At 45.1% G+C, this 19,868-nt stretch carries 20 protein-coding genes and 1 pseudogene; 13 read left to right on the forward strand and 8 right to left on the reverse strand.

The features are described 5' to 3' along the window. Positions 1-7: 7 nt before the first annotated feature. Positions 8-586: a TetR/AcrR family transcriptional regulator gene (locus P404_RS0115795; protein WP_026831291.1), complete on the reverse strand. Its 579-nt coding sequence runs from the start codon at positions 584-586 to the stop codon at positions 8-10. A 291-nt stretch (positions 587-877) separates the two neighbouring features. On the opposite strand from P404_RS0115795, the gene P404_RS0115800 reads away from it, so the two are divergent. From P404_RS0115800 to P404_RS0115810, 4 genes and pseudogenes are all read left to right on the forward strand, one after another. Further along, positions 878-2,182 (forward strand): hemolysin family protein, encoded by a 1,305-nt coding sequence (locus tag P404_RS0115800; protein ID WP_026831292.1) that lies wholly within the window; start codon positions 878-880, stop codon positions 2,180-2,182. Positions 2,183-2,374: 192 nt separating this feature from the next. Then, positions 2,375-3,547, forward strand: coding sequence for an IS200/IS605 family element RNA-guided endonuclease TnpB (tnpB, locus tag P404_RS0115805; RefSeq protein ID WP_026831293.1), 1,173 nt, complete (start codon positions 2,375-2,377; stop codon positions 3,545-3,547). Between the two features lie 63 nt (positions 3,548-3,610). Next, positions 3,611-3,778 (forward strand): annotated as a pseudogene (locus tag P404_RS18315) (ATP-binding protein); the annotation flags it as partial. Next, complete coding sequence (locus tag P404_RS0115810) at positions 3,775-4,449, forward strand: response regulator transcription factor (protein ID WP_026831294.1); 675 nt, start codon at positions 3,775-3,777, stop codon at positions 4,447-4,449. The pseudogene P404_RS18315 and the gene P404_RS0115810, both read left to right, overlap by 4 nt. 45 nt (positions 4,450-4,494) lie before the next feature. On the opposite strand, the gene P404_RS0115815 is transcribed toward P404_RS0115810, so the two are convergent. Next, positions 4,495-5,067, reverse strand: coding sequence for a YdhK family protein (locus P404_RS0115815; RefSeq protein WP_026831295.1), 573 nt, complete (start codon positions 5,065-5,067; stop codon positions 4,495-4,497). 220 nt (positions 5,068-5,287) lie between these two features. Here P404_RS0115815 and P404_RS0115820 point away from each other — a divergent pair, with 220 nt between their 5' ends. After that, positions 5,288-6,817 (forward strand): multicopper oxidase family protein, encoded by a 1,530-nt coding sequence (locus tag P404_RS0115820; protein WP_026831296.1) that lies wholly within the window; start codon positions 5,288-5,290, stop codon positions 6,815-6,817. 325 nt (positions 6,818-7,142) lie between these two features. Here the strand turns inward: P404_RS0115820 and P404_RS0115825 are convergent, their stop codons facing one another. Together P404_RS0115825 and tnpA are read right to left on the reverse strand one after the other, a co-directional pair. Continuing rightward, positions 7,143-8,219 carry an RNA-guided endonuclease InsQ/TnpB family protein gene (locus P404_RS0115825; RefSeq protein ID WP_026830366.1) on the reverse strand — a complete coding sequence of 359 codons (1,077 nt, stop codon included), beginning with the start codon at positions 8,217-8,219 and terminating at the stop codon, positions 7,143-7,145. Positions 8,220-8,223: 4 nt separating this feature from the next. Continuing rightward, positions 8,224-8,625: an IS200/IS605 family transposase gene (gene tnpA, locus P404_RS0115830; RefSeq protein WP_026830365.1), complete on the reverse strand. Its 402-nt coding sequence runs from the start codon at positions 8,623-8,625 to the stop codon at positions 8,224-8,226. Here tnpA and P404_RS19195 point away from each other — a divergent pair. From P404_RS19195 to P404_RS0115840, 3 genes are all read left to right on the forward strand, one after another. Further along, positions 8,572-9,054 carry a four-helix bundle copper-binding protein gene (locus tag P404_RS19195; protein WP_477190159.1) on the forward strand — a complete coding sequence of 161 codons (483 nt, stop codon included), beginning with the start codon at positions 8,572-8,574 and terminating at the stop codon, positions 9,052-9,054. The genes tnpA and P404_RS19195 overlap by 54 nt on opposite strands. A 292-nt stretch (positions 9,055-9,346) precedes the next feature. After that, on the forward strand, positions 9,347-10,024 hold the full coding sequence (locus tag P404_RS0115835) for a response regulator transcription factor (RefSeq protein ID WP_026831297.1): 678 nt from the start codon (positions 9,347-9,349) through the stop codon (positions 10,022-10,024). Between the two features lie 145 nt (positions 10,025-10,169). Beyond that, positions 10,170-12,173, forward strand: coding sequence for a heavy metal translocating P-type ATPase (locus tag P404_RS0115840; RefSeq protein ID WP_026831298.1), 2,004 nt, complete (start codon positions 10,170-10,172; stop codon positions 12,171-12,173). A 187-nt stretch (positions 12,174-12,360) separates the two neighbouring features. On the opposite strand, the gene P404_RS0115845 is transcribed toward P404_RS0115840, so the two are convergent. From P404_RS0115845 to P404_RS0115865, 4 genes are all read right to left on the reverse strand, one after another. After that, positions 12,361-12,588: a hypothetical protein gene (locus P404_RS0115845; RefSeq protein WP_209548547.1), complete on the reverse strand. Its 228-nt coding sequence runs from the start codon at positions 12,586-12,588 to the stop codon at positions 12,361-12,363. A 220-nt stretch (positions 12,589-12,808) separates the two neighbouring features. Next, positions 12,809-13,171, reverse strand: coding sequence for a hypothetical protein (locus P404_RS0115855; protein ID WP_026831300.1), 363 nt, complete (start codon positions 13,169-13,171; stop codon positions 12,809-12,811). Positions 13,172-13,210: 39 nt separating this feature from the next. After that, positions 13,211-13,663 (reverse strand): GNAT family N-acetyltransferase, encoded by a 453-nt coding sequence (locus tag P404_RS0115860; protein WP_236624436.1) that lies wholly within the window; start codon positions 13,661-13,663, stop codon positions 13,211-13,213. Positions 13,664-13,691: 28 nt separating this feature from the next. Beyond that, positions 13,692-14,402: a GntR family transcriptional regulator gene (locus tag P404_RS0115865; RefSeq protein ID WP_026831301.1), complete on the reverse strand. Its 711-nt coding sequence runs from the start codon at positions 14,400-14,402 to the stop codon at positions 13,692-13,694. 168 nt (positions 14,403-14,570) lie between these two features. Between P404_RS0115865 and P404_RS0115870 the strand changes: the two genes are divergently transcribed. The 5 genes from P404_RS0115870 to P404_RS0115890 all read left to right on the forward strand — a co-directional run bounded on the left by P404_RS0115870 (position 14,571) and on the right by P404_RS0115890 (position 19,868). Further along, positions 14,571-16,469 (forward strand): beta-glucoside-specific PTS transporter subunit IIABC, encoded by a 1,899-nt coding sequence (locus tag P404_RS0115870; protein ID WP_026831302.1) that lies wholly within the window; start codon positions 14,571-14,573, stop codon positions 16,467-16,469. Positions 16,470-16,495: 26 nt separating this feature from the next. Then, the gene (gene bglA, locus P404_RS0115875) at positions 16,496-17,956 is read left to right on the forward strand and encodes a 6-phospho-beta-glucosidase BglA (RefSeq protein ID WP_026831303.1); all 1,461 of its coding nucleotides are present in this window, start codon (positions 16,496-16,498) and stop codon (positions 17,954-17,956) included. A gap of 167 nt (positions 17,957-18,123) precedes the next feature. Beyond that, a complete protein-coding gene (locus P404_RS0115880) occupies positions 18,124-18,621 on the forward strand; it encodes a hypothetical protein (RefSeq protein WP_026831304.1) in 498 nt (165 codons plus the stop codon). After that, on the forward strand, positions 18,612-19,322 hold the full coding sequence (locus P404_RS0115885) for a 5'-methylthioadenosine/S-adenosylhomocysteine nucleosidase family protein (protein ID WP_236624437.1): 711 nt from the start codon (positions 18,612-18,614) through the stop codon (positions 19,320-19,322). Before P404_RS0115880 ends, P404_RS0115885 begins: the two co-directional genes overlap by 10 nt. Positions 19,323-19,373: 51 nt before the next feature. Then, positions 19,374-19,868, forward strand: coding sequence for a hypothetical protein (locus P404_RS0115890; RefSeq protein WP_209548486.1), 495 nt, complete (start codon positions 19,374-19,376; stop codon positions 19,866-19,868).

The following is a 19,868-nucleotide window of genomic DNA, read 5'->3' on the forward strand; positions in this document are numbered from 1 at the left end:
TGACTTGTTACCGGACGAGTCCCCGCCAAAAAATTGGCCAGACGGCGGTGAAACGTCGTTGATAGGCTTCGACACCGTTGTAGACGAACTCCGTCATCGTGCCTTCCGTCACCGTCAAGTAGGCAAGGGCGGCACTAGCATAATCATCTGAAAAAAGAAGCTGTTCCGTCCGGTCCCGTTCTCGTAGTAACCGAGTCAGGTGGCGGTGCAGCGAATCAAAAAACGGATTGATCAAGTCGGTCACTTCCCGTTCGAGTTTGACGGGCGGGAAGTAGGAGATTCGTAAAATGAATTTCAACTGATCGTTTTGGGTGCTTTCTTCAAGAAACCACTCAAAAAAACCTTTCAGACTCTGCTCGAGTGAAAGATGCCGGGTTGAGATGAAGTAGGTGGCAAGATGTATTTTTTGCGTGTCAAGCGCATACGTCATCGCCGAGAGAAATAATTCGTCTTTCCCCCGAAAATGGGCATAAATCGATGGTTTCTTAATGCCGACGTCTTGCGCAATCTCCTGTAGGGATGCTCCTTCATAACCATGTTGGGCAAAATGACGCAGCGCGGTGTGGAGTAATAATGTAGCTTTCATGTGTTCACCTTCCTAACGGTCGTTAGTTAACAGTCTAACGGATTAAAAACGATTGTCAAACAAAAAAAGCCAAAGGCCACGAGAGGACCTCCGCCTATACATTTCATTACTATTTTAACCAGATTATTCAGAATAATCATGTCATTGCCAAAGGCAAAACAGTTGATATTCAGAAAACCGTCCGCTATGATTGTAACTATAACGTTCTACTGTACGGTTTTAGATTGTGGAATCATTTTTGCGATTCAAATTATATTACTCGGAGGTGACCCCCTGTTTCAGGGGAATGAATTGGACATATTGTTGGTATTGAATTTGGCGTTGCTTGTATTGTTGATCGTGTTGACGGCGTTTTTCGTCGGATCGGAGTTTGCGGTCGTGAAGGTTCGGATGTCACGGCTCGATCAAATGATTCAGGAAGGAAACAAGGGGGCGGTCCTGGCAAAAAAAGTCGCCAGTGACCTGGACTACTACTTGTCAGCCTGTCAGCTCGGCATTACGATCACGGCACTGGGACTTGGGGCGCTCGGGAAGCCGACCGTCGAAAAGTTGCTTGGACCGGTCTTTGATGAGTTTGGTGTCGCAGCAGCCCTATCGACGATTCTGTCGTACACGATTGCCTTCGTGTCGGTCACATTCCTGCACGTCGTCATCGGAGAGCTCGCACCAAAGACGCTGGCGATCCAGTATGCGGAACGCATGACATTGCTCCTCGCACCAGCGCTGTATGTCTTCGGTAAAATCATGTATCCGTTTATCTGGGTGATGAACGGTTCAGCCCGTGTCTTCCTTCGTCTGTTCGGCGTTCAGCCGGCCGGGCATGAACAAGCCCATTCAGAGGAAGAGTTGAAGATCATCATGTCACAAAGTTTTAAGAGCGGTGAGATCAATCAGACGGAACTCGCTTTGATGCAAAACGTCTTTGCGTTTGACGAACATGTCACAAAGGATATCATGGTTCCCCGGATGAACGTGACGACGTTGTCGCTCAGCATGACATGGCCGGAAGTCTTACAAATCATGACGGACAATCAATACACGCGTTATCCGGTCATTGAGGATTTTGATAAGGATCATATCATCGGGTACGTCAACGTCAAGGAAGTCTTGACCGATCAAGCAAATGATACGCAACGCGATTTACGAAAGTATATGAAGGAGATTCCTGCCGTTTCTGAGATGACACCGCTTCAGGAAACGTTACTGAAGATGAAAGTGACGCGCTCCCATATCGCACTTGTCATCGATGAGTACGGTGGGACTGCCGGAATGATTGCTATGGAGGATTTGCTTGAAGAAATCGTCGGTGAAATTCGAGATGAATTCGACGAAGATGAACAAGCTGACATCGAGACGATTTCGAAGACGGAATATCGTATAGCGGGAACGGTCTTATTGTCAGACCTGGAAGAACGGTTTAATCTGTCGTTTGCTGATGCGGATGAAATCGATACGATTGGTGGATTCATCCAGGCGCAAGGGACGGATTATCAAGTTGGTGAGCGACTTGCGACGGAAACGTATGACTTGGAACTGTTGCATGTCGAAAACTATCAGATTCAGCAAGTCAAACTAGTCTTGAAACAGTTATCCTAACAAGTAAGCCGCCCCTTGAGTCAAGGGGCGGCTTTGCATCTGAATTATGAACTGAAACTGATGTCGTCAGTGTTGATTTGATCGGTTCTATCTAAATTAGGCGAGAGTACTCCCACTTCTAAACGAAGTGAAAGTGGGAGGTGAATCGCCCCCCCCCTTTCGGGTATAATACCTTTCAAGGAGGTGAAAATCATGTTGAAGCATAAGGCCTACAAATTCAGAATCTACCCGACAAAAGAGCAGAAAATCCTCATCGCGAAGACGATTGGTTGTTCGCGCTTCGTCTTCAACCACTTCTTGGCGAAGTGGGATGAGACGTATAAAGCGACAGGTAAAGGACTCTCTTACGGTTCTTGTTCGAAAGAAATCCCGATGCTGAAGCAGGAGTTCGACTGGCTGAAAGAAGTCGATAGCCATTCGCTTCAATCGAGCGTCAAACACCTGACCGATGCGTATGACCGCTTCTTCAAGAAGCAGAACGAACGGCCTCGCTTCAAATCGAAGCGCAATCCCGTCCAATCCTACAAGACCAATATCGAGAAGAAGAACCAACTTCCCGAAGTCTCGATTGTCCGCAACAAGTTAAAACTCCCGAAGTTGAAGTGGATCCGTTTCGCCAACTCGAGGCAGGTAGTAGGACGCATCTTGAACGCCACGATCCGACGTAACGCTTCAGGAAAATACTTCGTCTCCCTGCTCGTCGAGCAGGAGATCAATGAAATGCCAAAGAAGGGCTCATCCGTCGGCGTCGATGTCGGGTTGAAGAACTTTGCCATCTTGTCGGACGGCACGGTGTACAAGAATGACCGTTACTTCCGAACGCTTGAGAAGAAGCTCGCACGTGAACAACGAACGTTGTCCCGTCGTCAACTCATCGCCCTGAACAAGAAAGTAAAACTTTCCGAGGCAAAGAACTATCAGAAGCAGAAGCGGAAGGTCGCCCGCATCCACGAGAAGATCGCCAACAAGCGCACTGACTTCCTGCACAAGGTGTCGACCGAGATCGTCAAAAACCACGACGTCATCGGCATCGAGACCTTGCAGGTGAAGAACATGCAGAAGAATCGCAAGTTGAGCAAGGCCATCTCGGACGTCAGCTGGTCGGAGTTCTTCCGCATGCTGGAGTACAAGGCAGACTGGTACGGGAAGACCGTCGTGAAAGTCGGCAAGACCTTTGCTTCCAGCCAACTATGCTCCAGTTGCGGACATCAACACAAAGACGTGAAACATCTTGGTTTGCGTGAATGGACATGCCCGATTTGCGGCATCCACCACGATCGTGATGTGAACGCAGGACTGAATCTCAAACAAGAAGCAGAACGCATCTTAGCTTCTTCAACCGTCGGGACGACGGGGTTAGCCTGATCAGGTTTCGACCGTTAGGTCGGATAACTCAGGAATCCTCCACCTCTAAGCAAAGCGTAGGTGGAGGTAGTTCAACGAGTAGACTCTTCAAGAAATCGTGAAACGGGTGGTACAGGTCTTGGATTAGCCATTACGAAAGAAATAGTCGAGGCCCATAATGGGAGTATTTCCGCTGTTAATGTGGAAAACGGACTAAAGGTTGTCATCGATTTAAGGAGGATTCCGGTATGAAAACAATCGCGCTGGTGGATGATGAAAAACGAATGCTAGAATTGATCGAACTTTATCTCCAACCAACCTATAATTGCATCAAACTTAACAGTGGAAAAGACGTATTGGATTTGATTGAAACAGACGAACCAGAACTGATCATATTAGATGTCATGATGCCCGTAATGGACGGATTTGAGACATGTCGGAAGATCCGCGAGGTCTCGAATGTACCGATCATCCTGTTGACGGCTCTCCATGGAAAAGAAAAAATCGTAAAAGGATTACGCCTTGGTGCAGACGATTATATTGTTAAACCATTTGATGAGGAAGAGTTACAAGCTAGAATTCAATCCATTTTTAGGCGGACATCTGCAGAAATCGATAACAAAATTGAGTGTTCCGGTTTGGTTTGGGATGAATTATCTCATGAATTATCTTATATTGGTCGTCAAGTGAAAGTCACACCGAAGGAATTTTCTCTACTGGGTAAACTATTAAAAAATCCTGGTAGAGTGTATTCAAGAGAGGAGTTGCTCGCAAGTTTATGGTCGGCCAGTGAATGGACGGATGAGCGAACGGTAGATTCTCATGTTCGAAACTTAAGGGAAAAACTTAGAAAAATTGGTTTTCCGATTGAGAAACACCTCCAGACAGTTTGGGGAATCGGCTACAAATGGACTTCATACTAAAAAAAGCGGAGGCATGTGCCCACGCTTTTTTAGTTTCTAAAAGTGTCATTCAGCGGTTAGTTCGTCTTCTGTGACCCATTTATGATTGGTCACCTGTTTACCCGACGTCGATTCAAAATCAATCATATAAACAGTCGTCTCTTTGGCTGAATCAATCGTTGCGGTAGCCTCTTGCATGCCCTTCATATGATCCGCACTTACTTTGACTTCATCCCCAACATTATAAGGTGTTGACTTCGCTTCTACAATTTCCTCTTGGATGATCCATTTATGGTCTGTCACACGTTTTCCACCGTTTGTTGGATCATAAGAAATACTGTATGCCGTTGTATCGTATGCTCCTACGATGGTTGCTTCGGCGTCTTTCATCCCTTCCATATGGGCCTCTTTAATCATCGCCATGTCTCCAACTTTGAACTTTGGATCTTTAGCATCGTTTAACCCTTTTGGAACTTCTTTAGAACCGGACATATCCATTGTTGAATGGTCCATGCCATCCATATTTTTATCCATGTTACTATTCGACTTAGTATCGTCCCCACTGCTTCCGCATGCTGCGAGTGCTAAAGAGAGAGAAGCCACCATCGTTGTCGTTAAGAGCTTTTTGTTGAATTTCATAAAGTATCGCCTCCGGTAATGTTGTAGTGTTTGGTATACACTGTAACATTAAAATTTGCAGAAACTTTGCAGACGGTCATAAAAAAGCACATTCGAAAAATCTTTTTGTCTCATTTAATCATCATCCGCTTAACACATCATGCCATTCTGTAAAAACCACATTTTTTTCACAATCATCCTTTACAGTGAAGCTAATATCAAACAGGAAGGAATGAGTGTTATGAAAGGAAAATGGATTATCGTAATCGGAAGTGTGCTGGCATTATTGTTGATTGGCAGTATAGGTTCCTTCTTTTTTCTATCACGCATAGGTGTGGGAAATCTGAATCAGGGGGGCATGGGCTCCATGATGAATTCTTCAAATGAATCTTCAAGCGATACCATGATGGGCATGGAAAACGGCGGAATGGGGCATGCTACGAATATAAAGTTGAAGAATTCTACTGAAAAGGAGAATCCTTTAGGTTTGCCTAAAGTATTAAAACCCGATCAAGAGGATAAAGAGTCGATGCGTTACACGGTCGTCGCTCGAGAGGGAACAACACGCTTTTTTGCAAACGGTGATCAAACAAATACGTTAGGATACAACGGAAATTATTTAGGTCCTATGATTGAATTGAAAAAAGGAAAAACTGTCAGCATACGCACGATAAATCAACTTGGTGAGCCAACTACGTTTCATTGGCATGGGCTCGTCGTACCCTCACAAGTAGAAGGTGGTCCCCATCAAATCGTGAACCCTGGTGAGTCAAAAGACGTAACCTTTAAAGTAGAACAGAATGAATCGACACTTTGGTTTCATCCCCATCCAATGGGAAAAACAGCCAGTCAAGTGTATAAAGGATTGGCAGGATTGTTATATGTAAAAGAGGTCAATCTAAAAACCAATCTTCCTCAAAAATATGGTAAAAATGATATCCCCTTAATTTTACAGGATCGACAGTTTAATAAAGAGAATAGCATGAATTATGATGATATTGAAAAATCGGATGGGGCTTTAGGTGATACGTTGGTCGTGAATGGCACACTCAATCCGTATTTTGACGTAAAGTACTCTCAAATAAGAGTGAGACTGTTAAACGGATCTAATGCGCGTAACTATGTAGTGAAGTTATCAGATGGTGCAAGCTTCGAAAAAATAGCAGGTGATGGCGGTTATCTTTCCAAGCCTGAAAAAGTTCGGTCGGTTGCGCTAAGCCCAGGTGAGAGAACTGAGATTCTACTTGATTTTTCAAAACATTCAATAGGAGAACAGGTATCCCTGATAACAGATGGAGTAACGATTACCAAGTTTAAACTAAAAGAAAAGCAAGGCCGAAATTCGGAGATAACCAATGTCATTCAAAAGATGCCAAAACTGAATGATGCGGATTTAAAACCTGATCGTAGACTAACGCTTTTCGGAATGGGGAAAATGGTTGAGATAAATGGAAAAACATTTGATGAAAATCGAATTGATATTAAGGTAAAACAAAATCGGACGGAGACATGGGAAATATACAACAAAAAAGATATGATGGGTGGAATGATTCACCCATTTCATATACATGGGGTCCAGTTTGTTGTATTAGAACGAAATGGTGTGCAAACCAATAGTCAAGAGAGAGGACTTAAAGACACTGTAGCTGTTAAACCGGGAGAACGAGTTAAAATTCGAATGACATTCAAGCAAAAAGGAGTGTTCATGTATCATTGTCATATACTTGAACATGAGGAAAATGGAATGATGGGACAATTAAAAGTAGATTAATGGAGGAAGAAATTAAAGATGTCTGAAGTGACACTTGCTAACTTTCATCTTTTTTTCACAAATGGGGGAAATAACTCTTGTGTATCAAAATAAGTAAGATGGATAAATGGAGGGAATTGCGATGGCCCATGAAAACAATGAAATCATTAAAGCCTTACAAAAATGCATAATAACATTTGACACTCCCACGGCTAAAGCCGCAAGCTCCCCCTTCGGGATGAGTGGGATTCTGAAGTGCTTATGCGAGCGCAGTCCATTTCTGTTTTGCTCAAGCCTTCAGATGAGGGGGTGCCATCACCCCTCCTGAGACAGACCCTAAAGGTTCTCAGGCTGATTGACTATTACCATCAACCACAGGTGCGTATCTAATATTCATCGCACCGACTAAATCTCTGTGCTTTTTGAATCCACATGGACAAAAATAGGTTCGATCTTTCGCTTTGTTTCTTTTACCGCAAGAAGGGCATGTCTGAGATGTATAGGCCGGATTGACATACTCGACCTTGATTCCGTCCAGACTTGCTTTGTATTCAATGAATGTTGCTAGGCGATAGAACGACCATGTATGCAGATTCTTATTGTTTTTACGGCTTGTTCTTGCCGTCTGCCGGATGTTCGCCAGTCTTTCTAGGCGAATGACAGAAACGTTATTCTCTTTCGCAAATGAAACGATCGCACGACTTACCTTGTGATCTTTGTCTCTCATCCAGCGTTGCTCTTGATTATTTAGTTTCTTGATTGCGTTCAGCTTCTTCTTTTGACCGAGCTCTTTCCGTCTCGTACGAAACTTGCGTTTCATGTATTTGTTCTCGCGTCCGTTCCCGAAGAACCTCGCCTTGTCGCCATCATTCGTTGCGACTGCCGGGACTTTCAAACCCAGATCCACACCGAGAACCTTGGAGCCGGTCTTCTCGGTCGTGAGAAGCGTGACAGCGATCTGGGCAATCCATTTGTTCGACTTCTTCGTGATGCGTAGCGTTCCCAACTTATTATTCAGGAGTGAGAAATTGCGATTGTGTTTATCGACCATTTCTGCTTTGATTGCCATCTTCTTTGCTTTACCGTCCATCATGATCGGGAGAGAAATCGACTCGAAATCGAACGAATAGTTCTGGTTGTTCCATGTGCAGTAGGGTTTCTTGAGAATAGGGATGATTTTGAATTTGGATTTCTTGACTTTCTTGAAGAGGCTTTGGGCGTCTTTGATGACTTGGTTCTTGACGGCGCTAGGCAAATGAGACTGGACATTCTTGCTCGTCAGCTTAAGCATCGTTTCTGCCTCTACCATATCTGAGACAAGTTGGTTGGCCGTGTGGATATAAGTTCCCATCATACGCTTCAAAATAGATTGTTGTACTTTGGTAGGACGAAGTTTGATGTTCACCGTTAATGTCTGATTCAAGGTGTCACCCCCTTGTTTTTTGTTGCTCGACATAACGCTTGATTGTTTCGCTCGACACATTTCCGGCGGTCGAAACGAAGTAGGAACGCGTCCAAAGACTTGGCAAGTGTTGAAGATGAGGAAATTCCGCTCTTAATTTTTTAGATGTCACGCCTTTGATTTTTGCCATAATATCAGCAGGACTGAGTGTTGGTGGGGCATTGAGGAACAGATGTGTATGATCTTGATCGCATTCTAAGGCGATTGTATTGATTTCTAAGCTTTCACATATCTCATGCACCAATTCTTTGAAACGTCCTTCTACATCGTTTCGACGGAATATTTTCCTTCTATATCGAGGGCAAAAAACGAAATGATAATTGATCAGAGAAACGGTGGTCTGGGTTCTTCGATAGTTGTTTTTCATATTTACAATGTATCATTTCAAATAACTTACTGCAACGCAAAAAAAGATTTTCGGATACATGAAGTGCCAGAACCTTCGGCTTCTTTGTGGGCACTCCGTATCCGACCGAGCTTTCATCCCACCCCTAAAGGAGTGGGCTTTCCCGCTCAAAAATTCTGTAATGAATGCTTTGACGCCTGTTTAAAGGAGTCTCATGTATCTTCGATGACAGACTGTATACGATTGAATCGAGATTGTGCAGATATCTGCAGCTTACTGGTACAAGCTATTTCTCGAAATAGTAATCAACTTAGTGCTCTCGCTAAAAGTTGCGTAGAAATTTGTAGGAAATGTGCGGATGAGTGTTCAAAACATGATCATGAACACTGCCAAAGATGTGCAAAAGCATGTACAGAATGTGTAAGTAAATGTCAAAAAATTCTTGCGTAGACGATTAGAAAGATAGAAAACCTGCCTATACCAATCAAAAGAATATGATTAGTGTAGGCATTTTTTTCTATTCAAAAGGGAAGTTTGACTTAAAGATGAAAAAATTCATAGGCTCGATATACTAACATTACTGAGAATGAAAAAAGTGATACATATAAAATGACGAGCAAAATTTTTGAAAGAAGGTTCATGGTTTCAACTCCATTTCTAATCGTTTAAGTCAATGATAAAAAGAAAATGTGAAATTTTTTTGAAAAAATTTTATATTTTGAATTGAGAGGAGGGCTAGAAAATGAATAGAATTTTAATTGTTGATGACGAGATCAGAATGAGACAACTCTTAAAGCTTTACCTAGAACCGGTTGGCTATGACTGTAGTACAGCGCATGATGGCATCGAGGCGCTTGAGAAGGTGAAGAAAGAATCATTTGATCTCATTCTACTTGATGTCATGATGCCCTTGTACGATGGTTTTGAGGTATGTAAAAAAATAACGGATGCCCATCCAGATATTCCAATCATCATGATCACTGCTTTAGACGATGCTGAATCCATCGTAAAGGGATTAGACGCGGGAGCGACAGATTATGTTTCGAAGCCTTTTAATGGAGAGGTGTTATTAGCGAGAGTCCGTTCGGTCATGCGGCGAAAGCCGAAGGAACATGTCATGTATGAAGGGTTGGTACTGGATGAAAACAACGATTTCATTTTACTCGATGGGAATGTGATTGATTTTACTCCTAAAGCCCATGCGTTGTTGCGACTATTTCTCCAACATCCAGGACGGTTATTTAATCGATTAGAACTTTATGACTTTGTCTGGTCCTATACTTCAGAATCGGATCCGCGAACGGTAGATTCTCATATTAAGATGATTCGAGAAAAGTTGAGAGATTTAAATTATCCAATCGATCGTCATCTGAAAACCATTTGGGGACGTGGATATCGATGGGTTGAAGGAGAGGAATGAAAAAAAATTCTCCAAGAATAAAACGATGCTTCACAGAATCTTGTTAGATATTTTGTATGTCTTTTGGTTGATTGTCTAAAAAGGTAGTAAGCGTTAGGCAGGATTCTGTTTCTTCTCTATACACTAGCTACAGGGAGGGTTCTTCATGGAACATAATCAGCATCATGATAATGAAAATACTACGTATTCCTCTCATCATGAACATGCAGGGCATGAAGGGATGATTGAAGATTTTAAAAAACGATTTTTTGTATCGTTAGGTTTAACGATTCCAATTTTGCTATTGTCAAAAATGATTCAAGAATGGTCCGGTCTAAGCATTAATTTTCTATACGATGACTTTGTGTTACTTACATTGTCTACGATAGTCTATTTTTATGGAGGGTGGCCTTTTTTAAAAGGTAGTTTGGATGAGCTTCGCAACAAAAATCCTGGCATGATGATGTTGATTGCTTTGGCAATCAGTGTTGCCTATTTTTACAGTGTTGCAATCGTACTCGGATTTGGAGAAGGACATGATTTCTTTTGGGAACTGGCGACACTTATCGATATTATGTTACTAGGACATTGGATTGAAATGAAGTCAATCATGGGTGCTTCCAATGCCTTACAAGAACTTGTGAAGCTACTCCCCAGTATCGCGCATCGTATCAATAAAGATGAGGTAGAAGATATTCCTGTATCCGAACTAAATACGGGAGATACGATTCTCATCAAGCCAGGCGAACAAGTCCCCGTAGATGGAAAGATAATAAAGGGGACGACGACGATCGATGAATCGATGTTGACAGGCGAATCGTTACCGATCGAAAAGCAAAAAGGTGACATGGTGATTGCTGGTTCTATCAACCAAGAAGGAAGTGTGACAGTCGAAACCAATGATACTGGTGAAGGTACTTACCTTTCAAAGGTGATTGATTTAGTCAGTGAAGCACAGGAATCAAAATCAAAAACACAAAATTTAGCAAATCGTGCAGCAAAAATGCTCTTCTACGTTGCAGTTGGTGCAGGCATTCTGACGTTCATTATCTGGTTAGCACTAGGGTACTCAGTCAGTACCGCAATTGAGCGGATGGTGACGGTCATGGTTATCTCATGTCCTCATGCATTAGGATTGGCAGCGCCTCTCGTCGTTTCTGTGTCTACTGCGATATCGGCTAAGCGAGGATTGTTAATTCGAAACCGTACGCAGTTTGAGGAGGCACGTCGTTTGGATGCGATTATTTTCGATAAGACCGGAACTTTAACGCAGGGAAACTTCGGGGTCACAGATATCATCCCTGTCCAGGATTCCTCTCAGAATGAATTACTAGGACTTGCTGCAGCTGTAGAGCAATCATCGCAACACCCTCTCGCACAAGGGATACTTGCAAAGGCAAATGAACTTGATCTCTCTTTTCCAACAGTTGAAAATTTTAGTTCTATGACAGGAGTAGGATTGAAAGGAGAAGTGAATGGACTGTCGGTTCGTGTTGTGAGTCCTCGATATGTTCGTCAAGAAAAACTAGCAATCGATGAAGAAACATTTGAGAAGTTGTCCGAGGAAGGGAAGACTGTCATTTTTGTCTTGAAGAATGAACGTTTATCAGGAATGATTGCATTAGCTGACTTGGTTCGAGAAGAAGCCAAGGATACAGTCACTGAGTTGAAAAATAGAGGCATCCGCTCCATCATGCTCACGGGTGATAATGAAAAAGTGGCACAGTGGGTCGCTAAACAGCTTGGTATTGATGAAGTCTATGCTGAAGTATTACCTGATGATAAATCGAGACAAGTAAAAACTATCCAGGCCGAAGGAAGAAAAGTAGGTATGGTAGGAGATGGCATTAACGATGCACCAGCCCTTGCACAAGCTGATGTAGGTATAGCAATCGGAAGCGGTACTGATGTAGCAGTAGAGACAGCAGATATCGTCCTCGTCAGAAGTAATCCAAATGATGTACTCTCTATTCTGGATCTCTCGCGAAATACGTATAATAAAATGATTCAAAATTTATGGTGGGCTGCTGGATACAATATTATTACGATTCCGCTCGCAGCAGGTGTGTTAGCTTCTTATGGTATCATTCTGTCTCCGGCAATCGGAGCGGTACTGATGAGCTTGAGTACGATTATTGTCGCTGTGAATGCTAGGATGCTCAAGATATAGTTTGCAATTTGATTAAAAAAGAAGCAAAAAGTGAAATGCGCCTTTCAAGTGTCTACTGTTTGGATGGAAGAAATCGTATTGTAAGATACGGTGAACTACTGTCTGTTAACTCAACTAAGTGTTATTCTGAATAATTAAAATTAACGGTCTCTCATTCAAGGGACCGTTTTTTTGCGTAATCATGTAATTATTCCGCCCACCATAAGGCATCTTCCAGTTTTTCGCGATGGCGTGCAATTCTTTTTCTGTCGAGACGGTTGGATGAGAACCTTTTAAGGCCTTGCTCGATGTATTCTTGAAGAAGAACGTGACGAAGCTGATCACGCTGACCGCTGTCAGGGAATAAGCCGGTGCGAGCGGTTTTTGTGTCGCTGAGTTTCCCGAAGAAGGAAGCGAACGGAATCATGATGACCATCACACCGGCGAACAAGATCGTACTGATTGATCTGACGACGTTTGACGACGAATTGTCGGTCAAGTCAGCGACACAGGCGGGAATGAATCACTAAAACAAGCGGTGTCCCGGGGAAGAAGGGACACCGCTTGTTGCTGTAATCAATTGGCATAAAGCAATTTTTGGGTTTTGCTGTCATAGACCTGATAATCGATCTCGAATGCTTGATTTCGTGTCGTCGTCACCCGACAGTAGTACGGGTGTGTTTTACCGACGATTTTAAAATCAGTGCATTACGGAAGGAAAACGTTTTGTTTGTTTCCGATAAGGTGATTTCGATTGCCGTGCCCTTGGACTCAACGGATTTTAGAATACACGTACCTTCTGACACCCGGTAATCGCGGAAAACCATCTCAGTGGTGAAACTGGGTACCGTCATCCATAGACACAGCAGCCCGAGCAACAGAACAACTGTCCATTTGAGCTTTTTGAAGAACGGATACTGCTTGTTGCCAAATTGAATCACAAGAAAATAACAGGCCGGTAATACAAACAACACACCTAAAACGAAGATGACGAAATAGGTAGCAATCTCGTAATTCATTCAGTCACGTCCTTTTTTAGAGGAGTGAGCATCATGCAATCAGTCAGGATCACGGCAAGACCAGTGGATCCAGGTGTCAGATACCCTTATTTTTTTGAAGCCGATATTCTCCAAAACGCGAATCGAGGCACTGTTCGTTGCCGTTGTTTTTGCTGAGACAGTCGCAACGTCCGGTCGGGACAATGCCCAATCGACGAGAGCACGAACTGATTCCGTTGCATAGCCCTTGTTTTGATAACAATCCAGCAACCCGTACCCAATCTCAACTGTCCGATTGGCGGAAGGGAGTCCTTTAAAGCCGATGTCTCCAATGATGTTACCGTCGGCTTGGTGGATGACGAGCCAACTGCCCCAGTGGAGAAGGGTAGGATTTTCTGCCAGTCTGGTCAAGTGATGATCAAGTTCAGGACCGTTATCGTAATGTTGTGCTTCAACAAGAGCGGTCAATTCATCGGTGAATGGAATTAGACGTAATCGGCTGGTCTTCAGCATCATATTCGTCTCCTTTTTGATCATGTAGTTAGAGATACAGCCCGTTCGCCTGAACGACGAATTGCGAGTGCTCATAATGATAGGTGATGACGGAGTAGTCGAACGGACGACCGTTCGTTAAATGAAAGACCGTCTCGATCGTCAGTCCGGGATCACCAGCTTCTAGTTTTAAGTGCCCGGCGATCGATGCCGTTAATTTACCGACGTGCATGTACATGTCGGAGAAGCCGATGTTCAGTCCGAGTGCCGTCTCGAGGTACTCGAAGATCGATTGTTCGATGATTTCCCGGTTCAGGTAAGGCACGATTGCCTGACGGTAATACGATTCCTCGAGACAGAGGATATTGCCGTCGATGTAGCGGATCCGTTTGATGTAATAGACCATCTCACCGGGTGATGAACCGACGTTTTGGGCAATCTCGTCCGGGCACGGGATCAATTCGAACGTCAGGACGTTCGACGCGATGTCATGATCAACCAGGTTTTGTTTAAAACCTTGGGTAGAAAACAATTTGATATAACCTTTTCGGTTCGTCTTCCGGACAAAAATCCCGCTGCCGCGAACTTGAAAGATGATTCCTTTCCGTTCGAGCAGTTCGAGCGATTTTGTCATCGTCGTTTTACTGACTGCAAATTGTCGGATCAATTGTTCGAGAACCGGTAATTTATCTCCTTGTTGTAACGTATGTTGTTCGATATAGGCTTCGATTTCCGTTGCCGTCTGTTGGTATTTCAGCATGGCTCACCCTCATTTTCCAGTAATTGTTCTACTTTTTTACTATAGCATAAGACGATTTTGAACTAAATAATATGAATAATTAAATTAAATATGGATTGATAAATTGTGCATGTACAATTATAATGAGAATGTACTATTCGGATTGAAAAAAACAAAGGAGGTTGAGGAATGAGTAAAGTACGGGATTATCAGCAGCTGGCGCATTCGATTTTAGAAGCCGTCGGTGGCGAAGACAACATCATCAGTGTGGCACGGTGTGCGACACGACTTCGCTTAGTATTGAAACGATCAGATGCGAAGGCGAAGGAGCAAGTCGCAGCCTTGCCGGGCGTCATCACGGTCGTCGAGTCAGGTGGACAGTTCCAGGTCGTCATTGGGCAACATGTCGGGGAAGTCTATGAAGCGTTTCGTCCACTTGTTTCACTAGAGGACGAAGAAACGGGACAACCGAACAACGCACCAAAAGGGACGATCTTAAACCGGATCATCGCGACGATGTCGGCCGTCTTTGCTCCGTTCGTCTATATCTTGGCAGCAGCCGGAATCCTGCAAGGGGTACTCATCCTGACCTCGCTTGTGTTTAAAGACTTTGCCGCGACGGGAACATATGAAGTATTCAGTTTCATTTCATGGGCACCGTTTACGTTCCTGCCGATCTTCATCGCGATCACGGCAGCCAATCATTTTAAAGTGAATCAATTCATCGCCGTCGCCTGTAGTGCGGCGCTCGTCAGTCCGACGTGGGCCGAGATGGCAGGGCGGATCACGTCCGGTGAATCGATTTCATTCATAGGCATCGCTTTATCGGGTACAACCTATACATCATCGGTCTTACCGCCCTTATTCCTCGTCTGGTTGCTGTCGTATCTCGAACGGTTCTTGAACCGGACGATCAATGACGTCATCAAACCGTTGTTCGTTCCGTTCTTCAGCATGGTCATCATGGTGCCGCTGACGATTCTCGTCATCGGTCCGATCACGACACTCGGGGCGGAAGGAATTGCAAACGGATACAATTATCTAGCCGAAAATGCACCCGCGCTTGCCGGATTGATCATCGGTGGTTTTTGGCAGGTCATCGTCATCTTCGGTGTCCACTGGGGTGTCACGCCGATGGTGCTGGCGAACTTCGAACAGTACGGCCGTGATTCGTTCCAGGCCTACCAAACGATTGCCGTCATCGCTCAAGTCGGTGCCGTCATCGGAGTCATCCTCAAGACACGCAACAAAGAAACAAAAAAAGTCGGAGTGTCTGCCGGTCTGACCGGGATTTTCGGGATCACGGAACCGGCGATCTACGGCGTGACGTTACGCTTTAAGAAACCGTTCATCTATGGGTGTATCTCAGGCGCGGTCGGAGCCGTCGTCGCCAGTTTCTTTAAACCGTATTACTTCGCCTATGCCGGTTTGCCAGGACCATTGACACTCGTCAACGGAATCAGTTCCGATTATCCGTCTTCAATCATCGGGTTATTGATCGGAACGGCGATTGCCTTGATTTTACCAATCGTCTTGATTCAAATTCTTGGTTTTGGTGAAGAAAAAGTCGTCACGGTGACAACGACACCTGCCACACCGGTGCCGGCGCAAGAAGTCAGCGCGACATTGACGAACGAAGAAACGATTCAAGCACCACTCGCGGGACAAGTCGTGCCACTGTCAGATGTACCGGACGAAGTTTTTGCATCGGGAGCAATGGGGCAAGGTGTCGCGATTCGACCGACTTCAAACACGGTCGTCGCACCATTCTCCGGTAGTGTCGTCATGATTGCGCCGACGAAACATGCGATCGGTCTACGGTCGACGAGCGGCGTTGAAGTTTTGATTCATGTCGGTCTTGAGACGGTCGCCTTGAACGGAACGCCGTTTACGTTACATGTCGAAGATGGTGCCAGTGTCGAAGCCGGACAAACCTTGTTGACGTTTGACGCGTCTGCGATTGAACAGCACGGCTTACAGACGATTACACCGGTCATCGTCACGAACGCGTCGAGTTACGCGGAAGTGATCGTCGGACAACACGAAACGGTCGAAGCCAATACGGCGATTTTAACGATCGTCAAATAACAGAAAGATACAAGGAGGAAATGAAGATGAAGACATTACCAAACGACTTTTTATGGGGCGGGGCACTGGCTGCCCATCAATTTGAAGGCGGCTGGAACGCCGGCGGTAAAGGACCAAGCGTCGTCGACGTCATGACGGCAGGTGAACACGGGGTGGCCCGCCGGATCACTGATACGATTGAAGACGGCACGTTTTATCCGAACCATGAGGCGATTGATTTTTATCACCGCTATAAAGAAGACATTGCCTTGTTTGCCGAGATGGGCCTGAAATGTCTCCGGACGTCGATCGGCTGGAGCCGGATTTTCCCGAACGGCGACGAAATGGAACCAAACGAAGCCGGATTGAAGTTTTATGATGATGTCTTTGACGAATTGTTAAAACACGGCATCGAACCGATCATCACGTTGTCGCACTTCGAGATGCCGTTGCATCTGGCCCGTGAATACGGCGGGTTCCGCAACCGGAAAGTCGCCGAGTTCTTCGAGCGATTCGCTGAAGTCTGCTTCACGCGTTACAAAGACAAAGTGACATACTGGATGACGTTCAACGAAATTAACAACAAGATGGATGTCGAAAACCCGTTGTTCCTTTGGACGAACTCCGGTGTCAAAGTCGAGCCGGGTGAAAACGCGATGGAAGTCATGTATCAGACCGGTCACCACGAACTGATTGCCAGTGCCCTTGCCGTCGCGAAAGGAAAAGCAATCAATCCCGACTTCCAAATCGGGGCGATGATTTCACACGTCCCAATCTATCCGTACTCGTCGCATCCGGAAGACGTCATGCTGGCGGAAAAATCGATGCGTCAGCGCTATTTCTTCCCGGACGTTCAGGCACGCGGTTATTATCCGAACTATGCCTTAAAAGAGTTCGAACGCGAAGGGTATCAGATTCCGATTCTCGCCGGCGACGACGAAATCCTGAAAAACGGAACGGTCGACTACATCGGCTTCAGTTACTACATGTCGACGACGGTCAAGCACGATGCGACCGTTAATAATACAGGCAACATCGTCAATGGAGGACTGGCGAACGGTGTCGAGAATCCATACATCCAGTCGAGCGACTGGGGCTGGGCGATTGATCCGGTTGGACTCCGTTACGTCCTGAACCGTCTGTATGACCGGTACCAACTCCCGCTCTTCATCGTCGAAAACGGTTTTGGAGCCGTCGATACGATTGAAGACGGTAAGATTCATGACGCAGCGCGGATTGACTATCTGAAGACGCATATCGAGGCGTTGACGGAAGCGGTCACGGAAGACGGCGTCGAATTGATGGGCTACACGCCATGGGGAATCATCGACATCGTGTCGTTTACGACAGGTGAGATGAAAAAACGCTACGGCATGATTTACGTTGACCGCGACAATGAAGGCAACGGTTCAATGGAGCGGATGAAAAAAGATTCGTTCGACTGGTACAAACAGGTCATTGCGACAAACGGACAAGACTTGGCGTATGACAAAGCAGCACAACGTTAATCAAACAGACCTCCATCCGAAGCGGGTGGAGGTTGTTTGTGTCTAAAAAAAGTTTGCCTGAACAACGAAAAGACGTATGATAAAGAAGGTGGTATCCAGTATTTGTATGGATAACCAGATATCATCCCAAGTACAGGATGTTCAGAACAGTAATGGAGGTAATACCTATGTTTACAGTTGATGAGTATTTAGCTTCAATCCAAACGAATCTTGCGCAGCACACAGACGTGCTGGTCAACAATTTGAAGGCAATCGCGGGGGCAACCTTTGCACCGGATGTCGAACTGCTAGATTTTTCTGCGTTTATCGAACCATCGCGGCATGATCTATCAATCATGTTCTTTTCGATGGACCGAGAAGCCAATGAAGTGTTTGAAGAAGATGGGACACCGGGGTTTGCCGGCAGTAAATCGATGCTTGACGAGGCGGTGTATTATCACGTCACACCGAAGTTATCGGATGACTTTGATGTATTCCATGAAGAAAATGAAGAAATCTTGATCGAGCAGGAACGACAACTCTTTGCGGATTGGTTCGGCATGTGTTGGCAACAAGCCGGCGGAGAGCGGGTTCAACTGCCAGCCTATTTTAATGTCCACGACGAAGGAGAAACGTTTGACTTGAAGCGGCGTATTTGGATGGATGAAGAGGAAAAATGGGATTGAGTTCGGAGACGGTTGGTAAGAATCGCTTCATGGTGGGTGTCAGCATCGCGACGGTATGGGAATTTGAGGCGACGCTGGATTACTTTCATGTACAAGAAACGGAACGGATCACGTACCCGTATGGGGAATACTTTTGTCGGACAATCAACGGGACGCCGGTCGTCTTTTACAGTACCGGTGTCCGGAAAGTGAATGGTGTCGGTGGAAACCAGTACATGCTGGCGCATTTTCCGCTTCAAAAAGTGCTTGTCATCGGGACGTGTGCCGGAATCGACGAACGGTTTGACGTCCTCGACATCATTATTCCGAATCGTGCCGTCCAATATGACTGTACGGTGAAGGAAGTCGAGCCGTTACTTAAACCGTCGTTCATCGTTGAAATGGATGTCGCGAAATACGGGAACGATTATCAGACCGGGACGATCGGAACGGCGGACCGCGCCGTCGTCATGTGGAAAGATTATCTGGAACTGCAGGAGAACGGCATCACGATTGCCGATACGGAAGCCGGGGCAATTGCCTACATCTGTCTTAAAAATGATGTCGAATGCATCATCATTAAAGGGATTTCGGATGTTCCGACGGATGAGACGGATCTTGATCCGCTTCAGTCGAACCAGGAACAGATCAACGTCTACATCGAAAACACACCAAAAGTCATGACGCGGATTTTTGACGAGTATCTTCCGTTATTTATTTAAAGGAGTGGCAATATAAAAAAACGACTTCTTTGTTTGATTCCGCTGACCCTCATGCTCGGTGGATGTGGGATCGGACAGCCAAACGAGCCAAACTTTCCTCAGTATACGGGTGAACCGTTGAACATTGCCTATATCGGAAAAACACCGGAAGTCCGGGAAGATAACGTCCGTCTAAAGAAGATTTCGTTCGGTGAATTAAAGAATCGCAAGCAGATCGCTTCAACGTTCGACGCTGTACTGATCATGCCGAACAAGTTACTGGAAGCGGATCAAGGGGAGTATGCTGACATCTATCTGAAGATGAGAATTCCAACATTTTTCATCGGATCGAACAAGGGCCACGTGCCGTTCATCGCGGACTGGATTTCTTATAAGGAAGCAGCAGGTGAAACGACGGATTATGCAGCCGGTTACTTGAACGGGAAAACGACCTTGTTTTGGACATACGGGTTATACAACGATGTTAAAACGAAGGGACATATTACCGCCATGTATTCGAATGTCTTTCAAACGGTGGAAACGGTCAAGAACAAACGGCAGCAGTAA

It is taken from the genome of Exiguobacterium antarcticum DSM 14480 (assembly GCF_000685865.1).
Classification (GTDB): domain Bacteria; phylum Bacillota; class Bacilli; order Exiguobacteriales; family Exiguobacteriaceae; genus Exiguobacterium_A; species Exiguobacterium_A antarcticum.

Excerpts from the sequence above, each read along its gene's own strand:
- bglA (WP_026831303.1), top strand. The coding sequence starts at position 16,496 with ATGAAGACATTACCAAACGACTTTTTATGGGGCGGGGCACTGGCTGCC.
- P404_RS0115860 (WP_236624436.1), bottom strand. The coding sequence starts at position 13,663 with ATGCTGAAGACCAGCCGATTACGTCTAATTCCATTCACCGATGAATTG.
- P404_RS0115840 (WP_026831298.1), top strand. The coding sequence starts at position 10,170 with ATGGAACATAATCAGCATCATGATAATGAAAATACTACGTATTCCTCT.
- P404_RS0115810 (WP_026831294.1), top strand. The coding sequence starts at position 3,775 with ATGAAAACAATCGCGCTGGTGGATGATGAAAAACGAATGCTAGAATTG.
- P404_RS0115880 (WP_026831304.1), top strand. The coding sequence starts at position 18,124 with ATGTTTACAGTTGATGAGTATTTAGCTTCAATCCAAACGAATCTTGCG.
- tnpB (WP_026831293.1), top strand. The coding sequence starts at position 2,375 with ATGTTGAAGCATAAGGCCTACAAATTCAGAATCTACCCGACAAAAGAG.
- P404_RS0115845 (WP_209548547.1), bottom strand. The coding sequence starts at position 12,588 with ATGGTCATCATGATTCCGTTCGCTTCCTTCTTCGGGAAACTCAGCGAC.
- P404_RS0115885 (WP_236624437.1), top strand. The coding sequence starts at position 18,612 with ATGGGATTGAGTTCGGAGACGGTTGGTAAGAATCGCTTCATGGTGGGT.
- P404_RS0115820 (WP_026831296.1), top strand. The coding sequence starts at position 5,288 with ATGAAAGGAAAATGGATTATCGTAATCGGAAGTGTGCTGGCATTATTG.
- P404_RS0115835 (WP_026831297.1), top strand. The coding sequence starts at position 9,347 with ATGAATAGAATTTTAATTGTTGATGACGAGATCAGAATGAGACAACTC.
- P404_RS0115890 (WP_209548486.1), top strand. The coding sequence starts at position 19,374 with ATGCTCGGTGGATGTGGGATCGGACAGCCAAACGAGCCAAACTTTCCT.
- P404_RS19195 (WP_477190159.1), top strand. The coding sequence starts at position 8,572 with ATGATAATTGATCAGAGAAACGGTGGTCTGGGTTCTTCGATAGTTGTT.
- P404_RS0115870 (WP_026831302.1), top strand. The coding sequence starts at position 14,571 with ATGAGTAAAGTACGGGATTATCAGCAGCTGGCGCATTCGATTTTAGAA.
- P404_RS0115855 (WP_026831300.1), bottom strand. The coding sequence starts at position 13,171 with ATGAATTACGAGATTGCTACCTATTTCGTCATCTTCGTTTTAGGTGTG.
- P404_RS0115865 (WP_026831301.1), bottom strand. The coding sequence starts at position 14,402 with ATGCTGAAATACCAACAGACGGCAACGGAAATCGAAGCCTATATCGAA.
- P404_RS0115795 (WP_026831291.1), bottom strand. The coding sequence starts at position 586 with ATGAAAGCTACATTATTACTCCACACCGCGCTGCGTCATTTTGCCCAA.
- tnpA (WP_026830365.1), bottom strand. The coding sequence starts at position 8,625 with ATGAAAAACAACTATCGAAGAACCCAGACCACCGTTTCTCTGATCAAT.
- P404_RS0115815 (WP_026831295.1), bottom strand. The coding sequence starts at position 5,067 with ATGAAATTCAACAAAAAGCTCTTAACGACAACGATGGTGGCTTCTCTC.